Below are 6,186 nucleotides of genomic sequence, written 5' to 3' on the forward strand. Positions count from 1 at the left end.
ACCTGATGCGGCACGGCGAGGTGCACAACCCGGAGGGGATCCTCTACGGGCGCCTCCCGGGCTACCACCTCTCCGAGCTGGGCCGGCAGATGGCCGACCGGGTCGCCGACCACCTGGCCGACCGCGACATCACCTACGTGGTCGCCTCGCCGCTGGAGCGTGCGCAGGAGACCGCCGAGCCGATCGGCAAGGCGCACGGCCTCCAGGTGGCCGTGGACGAGCGCCTGATCGAGGCGGACAACATCTTCCAGGGCAAGACCTTCGGCGTCGGCGACGGCTCGCTGAAGAACCCCGGGTACTGGAAGTACCTGACCAACCCGTTCCGGCCGTCCTGGGGCGAGCCGTACATAGAGCAGGTGGTCCGGATGATGGGCGCGCTCGCCGCGGCCCGGGACGCCGCGCGCGGGCACGAGGCGGTCTGCGTCAGCCACCAGCTGCCGATCTGGATCGTCCGCTCCTTCGCCGAGCGCCGTCGGCTCTGGCACGACCCGCGCCGTCGGCAGTGCTCGCTGGCCTCGCTGACCAGCTTCACCTACGAGGGTGACCGGATCGTCTCGATCGGCTACCGGGAACCGGCTCGCGACCTGCTGCCGGCCCACCTGGTCGGCAAGGGCGGCAAGGGCAAGCCGGTGGGTAGGAGCTTCGGCGCCTGAGCGGTTCCCGGCCCCTGCCGAGCCAATCGGACATTACTCGGAATAAGCGGATCATAAGTACAGGAACAGCAGGTCAGAGGGGGTCCGGCGGTCAACGTCGGACCCCCCTGAAACCGCCTGAAGTCCCATGCGAAACTTTTCACATGTCTGGGACGCCCCACCGCCGTATCCGCCTCGCCGCCGCCCTCGGCGCCGTCGCCGCACTCGCCCTCACCGGCTGTAGCTCCGGCTCGTCGAGCGGTGGCGGCCAGACCGGTTTCATCACCGGCAAGGGCGGTCTGGACACCGCTCCGGTCGGCGAGCGCGGGCCGGCTCCCGCAATCTCCGGCAAGACCCTGGACGGCGGCACCGCGGCGGTCGCCGACTACAAGGGCAAGGTCCTCGTCCTCAACATCTGGGGCTCCTGGTGCGGCCCGTGCCGCGCCGAGGCGGCCGGCCTCCAGGAGGTCTCGCAGAAGTACAAGGACAAGGACGTCCAGTTCCTCGGAATCAACACCCGCGACGCCGACCCGGCCAACGCGGTGCGTTTCGAGCAGAACTTCGGGGTGACCTACCCGAGCATCTACGACCCGGACGGCACCCAGATCCTCAAGTTCCCCAAGGGCAGCCTGGACCCGCAGTCGATCCCGACCACGATCATCGTGGACCGCGAGGGCCGGCTGGCCGCCCGCTCGATGCACGCGATCTCCTCGGACGACCTGGAGTCGCTGCTGAAGCCCATCGTCGACGAGAAGTCCCAGTGACCACCGCCCTCCTCGCGCTCGGGGAGACCAACGAGACGGTGGCCAGCGGGGCCATCCTGCTCGCCGTCCCGATCGCGCTCGCCGCCGGGCTGGTCTCGTTCTTCTCGCCCTGCGTCCTGCCGCTGGTCCCGGGCTACCTGAGCTACGTCACCGGGTTCTCCGCCGCCGACCTGGCGGACGCCAAGGGCTCGCGGCGCGGCCGGATGCTGCTCGGCTCGCTGCTGTTCGTCCTCGGCTTCAGCGCCGTGTTCGTCTCCGGCGGTGCGCTCTTCGGCTTCTTCGGCCACCGGCTGCTCGAGTACCGGCACACCATCAACATCGTGATGGGCGTGGTGACCATCGTGATGGGCCTGGCCTTCATGGGGCTGCTGCCCGGTTTCTCGGTGCGCGAGCTGCGTTCGCACCGCCGTCCGGCCATCGGGCTGGCGGGGGCGCCGCTGCTCGGCATCGTCTTCGGGGTCGGCTGGACGCCCTGCATCGGTCCGACCCTCGCCTCGATCCAGTCGCTGTCGATCAACCAGGCGGACGCCGGGCGCGGTGCGCTGCTGATGTCCGTGTACTGCCTCGGCCTCGGCGTACCGTTCGTCGTGGCCGCGCTCGCCTTCCGGAAGGCGCTCGGTGCCTTCGGCTGGATCAAAAAGCACTACCAGTGGGTGATGCGGATCGGCGGCGGCATGCTCGTCGCGGTCGGCCTGCTGCTGGTCACCGGCGCCTGGGACGCGCTGGTGAACCAGCTCCAGTACGCCACCCAAGACTTCTCGATCGGAATCTGACCCGTGAGCGACACCCGAACCCGCCCACCCGAGCCCCCCGAGGACATCGCCGACACGGAGGCAGCCGAGCGCCTGAGCAGCGCGCCCGCCGAGTCGGACGGCCCGACCGGGATAGGAGTGCTCGGCTGGTTCCGCTGGATGTGGCGTCAGCTGACCTCGATGCGGGTCGCGCTGATCCTGCTGTTCATGCTCTCGCTGGCCGCCATCCCCGGCTCGCTGATCCCGCAGACCAGCCAGAACGCCTTCAAGGTCGACACCTGGAAGGGCGCGCACAAGACGCTCACGCCGATCTACGAGAAGCTCCAGCTGTTCGACGTCTACAGCTCGGTCTGGTTCTCGGCGATCTACATCCTGCTGTTCGTCTCGCTGGCCGGCTGCATCGTCCCGCGCACCTGGCAGTTCGTCGGCGTGCTGCGGGCCAAGCCCCCGGCCGCGCCGCGCAACCTGACCCGGATGCCGGTCTACGCGGCGTGGCAGAGCGACGCCGACGCCGAGGCGGTCAACCGGGCCGCGTACCAGCGCCTGAGGAAGCGCGGCTTCCGGGCCCACCTGGGCGGCGGCGCGGTCGCCGCCGAGAAGGGCTACCTGCGCGAGGTCGGCAACCTGCTCTTCCACTTCTCGCTCTTCGCGCTGCTCGCGGGCTTCGCCTGGGCGAGCCTGGCCAGCGGTCAGGGCGGCAAGCTGGTGATCGTGGGCCAGGGCTACTCCAACACCATGACCCAGCTGGACGACTTCTCCGGCTCGGCCTTCTACACCAGCAACGACCTGGACGCCTTCGGCTTCAAGCTGGACGGCTTCACCGCCACCTACCAGACCAGCGGCGACCAGATGGGCACCGCCCGCGAGTACGCCGCCCACATCCGGTACTGGAAGGGCGCGGACGACACCGCGCTGACCAAGGGCGACATACAGGTCAACCACCCGCTGGAGATCGGCGGCAGCAAGGTCTTCCTGATCGGTCACGGGTACGCGCCGGTGGTCACGGTCAAGAACGCCAAGGGCGAGACCGTGTACACGGGCCCGACCGCCTTCCTCCCGCAGGACGGCAACCTCACCTCCACCGGCGTCATCAAGGTCAACGACTACGGTGACAAGGACGGCAAGAAGACCCAGCTCGGTTTCCAGGGCTACTTCCTGCCGACCGCGCCGGTGAACTTCGACCAGACCGGTCCGATCTCGCTCTTCCCGGCCGCCGCCGAGCCGATGCTGGTGCTCACCGCGTGGGCGGGCGACCTCGGCACCGACTCCGGCCTGCCGCAGAACGTGTACCAGCTGAACACCACCCACCTGACCCAGCTCAAGCAGGACGGCGACATCGCCAGGGCCAGGCTGAAGCCGGGCCAGGGCTGGACCCTCCCGGACGGCTACGGCACCGTCAGCTTCGACGGCTACCAGGAGTGGGCCAGCTTCACCGTCTCCCACCGGCCGGGCAACGCGATCGCGCTGACCGGCGCGGTCTGCGCGATCCTCGGCCTGATCGGCTCGCTGTTCGTCCAGCGCCGCCGGATCTGGGTGCGGGCCACCACGACCCCCGACGGCCGCACCCTGGTCGAGGTCGCCGGACTGGCCAGGAGCGAGTCCGCCAAGATCGCCGAAGAGCTCGCCGAACTCGCCGTCGACCTCCAGGACGACGCCCCGGCCACCGACGACGCCCCGGCTGAGCCGGACCCGGCCGCCGGGGATGCCCCCGCCGAGGACGAGCGGGCCACCGAGGACGCCCCGGCCGCCGAGGCCGGACCGGCGGCACCGGACGAAGCACCCGCACCGGACGAACCGTCAGGCCCCACATCCCCCGCCGACCCGAACTCCAAGGAGTAGACGGTGCAACTCGCCTCGGGAGTCGACCTACAGCTGGCCGACCTCTCCAACAAGCTGATCTACTCGGCCATGGCCGTGTACCTGATCGCCATGTTCGCCCACATGTTCGAGTGGACGTTCGGCAGCAAGGGCGCAGTCGCCGTCCGCTCCGCCGAACAGGCGAGCCTGGCCGCGACCGTGGCCGCCGCCAACGAGCCCGCCAAGGCGGCCAAGCAGGTCACCGTCACCGTCGCCTCGGCGAACGGCGGCACCACCACGCTGACCCGCACCGCCCTGGCCGACGCCGGTGCCACCGTGGTCACCAGCGGCCGCGGCGAGGCCGAGGAGGTCGACGGCCCCGGCGCCGCGGGCAGCAGCGAGAAGGGTGACCTGGCCGGGCGGATCGCCGTCTCGCTCACCGTCCTCGGCGCCCTGCTGCACGTCGCCGCCGTGGTCACCCGCGGCCTCTCGGTGATGCGCTGGCCGTGGGGCAACATGTACGAGTTCTCCTGCGCCTTCGGCTTCACCATGGTGGCCGCCTACCTCGGGCTGCTGGTCGCCAAGAAGAAGGTCCGCTGGCTCGGTCTGCCGGTCATGGTGGCCGTGCTGCTCATCCTCGGCCTCGCCGTGAGCGTGCTCTACACCGACTCCGAGCAGCTGGTCCCGGCCCTGCACTCGTACTGGCTGGCCATCCACGTCTCCACCGCGATCATCTGCGGCGGCGCCTTCTACGCGGCCTTCGTGGCGACCCTGCTCTACCTCGCCAAGGACCGCTTCGACCAGCGCATGGAGGCGGGCCTGACCGGCGGCCCGTTCGGCACCTCGGCCTCGATCTGGCAGCGGCTCCCCGCCGCCGGGACGCTCGACAAGCTCTCGTACCGGATCAACGCGATGGTCTTCCCGCTGTGGACCTTCACCATCATCGCGGGCGCGATCTGGGCCGAGGCGGCCTGGGGCAAGTACTGGGAGTGGGACCCGAAGGAGACCTGGTCCTTCATCACCTGGGTGGCCTACGCCGCCTACCTGCACGCCCGGGCCACGGCCGGATGGAAGGGCCGAAAGGCGGCCTATCTGGCCCTGTTGGCATTCGCCTGCTGGCTGTTCAACTTCTACGGCGTCAACATCTTCGTCACCGGCAAGCACTCCTACGCCGGTGTCGGCTGACGGAACGCCCGATCCGCGCCCTGCCACCCGCACCGGGTGGCAGGGCGGGCAGTGGACGCATCAGTAGCACCCCGGCAGCACCGCTGCACCGTTCCACCCCGAGCACCACACCCTGTCGTCACCAGACATCCGCTGTTCCGGAGTCCGCCAAAGCCGCGAGGAGGGCCGCACCATGGAGTGCGACGAGGTCATGCTGACCGTCCGAATCACCGCCACGGAGAGAGCCTTGCTCCGGAGCCTCGCCCAGGGCCACCGCAGCGACGTCTCCGAAGTCGTCGCCGACGGGCTGCTGGACGTCCTGCCGTCCCTGCACTGCACGGCCGACGCGTACCGCCTGCTGGCCGCGCTGACCCAGCCGGCCCCCTGCGCCCAGACCGTCTGGCTCCCCGCCCCGCTGGCCGACCTGCTGGTGCTGGCCGCCGCCCGGATCGCCCAGTCCACCGGCGTCCGGCTCGGCTCCGCCAGTGCCACGCTCGGCGCCGCCGTGCGGCTCTGGCTCTCCCAGGACCCCCAGCGGCTCGCCACCAACCTCGCCGTCATGCACGCCGGCCGCCCGGCCACCCTCGCCGCCGCCTGACCGTCCGCCGGTCGCCTCCGGCAGCTGCCCCGCGGACGTCCCCGGGGGCGAACGCAACCGGCCCTGTTCCCGCCACGAGCTGGGGGAACAGGGCCGGACCGCTGTCGGCGTCAGGCCGCCTGCTGCCAGCTCACGGGGGAGTAGTACGCCGGGCGGCGCTCCAGGCGCTGCCAGCTGGCGATCGGCTCGACCACGGCGGTCTGGGCGGCGGCCCGGGCGGCGGCCGCGCGGGCCAGCAGGACGGCGGTGAGGGCGGCGAGTTCCTCGTCGGTGAGGGAGCCGCGGACGATGCGTACGAGGGGTTCGGCGGAAGCGCTCATGGTTGTGGTTTCTCCCCCGGTTCAAGAAGTCTGGTGTGGGTCCGACGGGCCTGGAAGGCCTGTTACATCGGTGGGTTGCCGTGCTTGCGGCTGGGCAGGTCGGCGTGCTTGGTGCGGAGCATGGCGAGGGAGGAGGCGAGGACCTGCCGGGTCTCGGCG

Annotated in this window: 7 protein-coding genes; 6 read left to right on the forward strand and 1 reads right to left on the reverse strand. The window is 70.6% G+C overall.

What is annotated here, in order from left to right:
* Nucleotides 1-5: 5 nt before the first annotated feature.
* From ACFC1R_RS17940 to ACFC1R_RS17965, 6 genes are all read left to right on the forward strand, one after another.
* Nucleotides 6-653, forward strand: a complete 648-nt coding sequence (locus ACFC1R_RS17940; protein ID WP_375939571.1) for a histidine phosphatase family protein — start codon at nt 6-8, stop codon at nt 651-653.
* A 143-nt stretch (nt 654-796) separates the two neighbouring features.
* Nucleotides 797-1,396 (forward strand): TlpA family protein disulfide reductase, encoded by a 600-nt coding sequence (locus tag ACFC1R_RS17945; protein ID WP_375939551.1) that lies wholly within the window; start codon nt 797-799, stop codon nt 1,394-1,396.
* Nucleotides 1,393-2,169: a cytochrome c biogenesis CcdA family protein gene (locus ACFC1R_RS17950; RefSeq protein ID WP_375939553.1), complete on the forward strand. Its 777-nt coding sequence runs from the start codon at nt 1,393-1,395 to the stop codon at nt 2,167-2,169. The genes ACFC1R_RS17945 and ACFC1R_RS17950 overlap by 4 nt, the downstream gene beginning before the upstream one ends.
* Nucleotides 2,170-2,172: 3 nt before the next feature.
* The gene (locus ACFC1R_RS17955; protein WP_375939555.1) at nt 2,173-3,987 is read left to right on the forward strand and encodes a cytochrome c biogenesis protein ResB; all 1,815 of its coding nucleotides are present in this window, start codon (nt 2,173-2,175) and stop codon (nt 3,985-3,987) included.
* Nucleotides 3,988-3,990: 3 nt separating this feature from the next.
* Complete coding sequence (gene ccsB, locus ACFC1R_RS17960; RefSeq protein WP_375939557.1) at nt 3,991-5,130, forward strand: c-type cytochrome biogenesis protein CcsB; 1,140 nt, start codon at nt 3,991-3,993, stop codon at nt 5,128-5,130.
* A gap of 172 nt (nt 5,131-5,302) precedes the next feature.
* Nucleotides 5,303-5,707, forward strand: a complete 405-nt coding sequence (locus ACFC1R_RS17965; RefSeq protein WP_375939559.1) for a hypothetical protein — start codon at nt 5,303-5,305, stop codon at nt 5,705-5,707.
* Nucleotides 5,708-5,817: 110 nt separating this feature from the next.
* Here the strand turns inward: ACFC1R_RS17965 and ACFC1R_RS17970 are convergent, their stop codons facing one another.
* Nucleotides 5,818-6,027, reverse strand: a complete 210-nt coding sequence (locus tag ACFC1R_RS17970; RefSeq protein WP_375939561.1) for an acyl-CoA carboxylase epsilon subunit — start codon at nt 6,025-6,027, stop codon at nt 5,818-5,820.
* Nucleotides 6,028-6,186 lie beyond the last annotated feature (159 nt).

The organism is Kitasatospora sp. NPDC056138, assembly GCF_042264695.1.
Lineage (GTDB): Bacteria > Actinomycetota > Actinomycetes > Streptomycetales > Streptomycetaceae > Kitasatospora.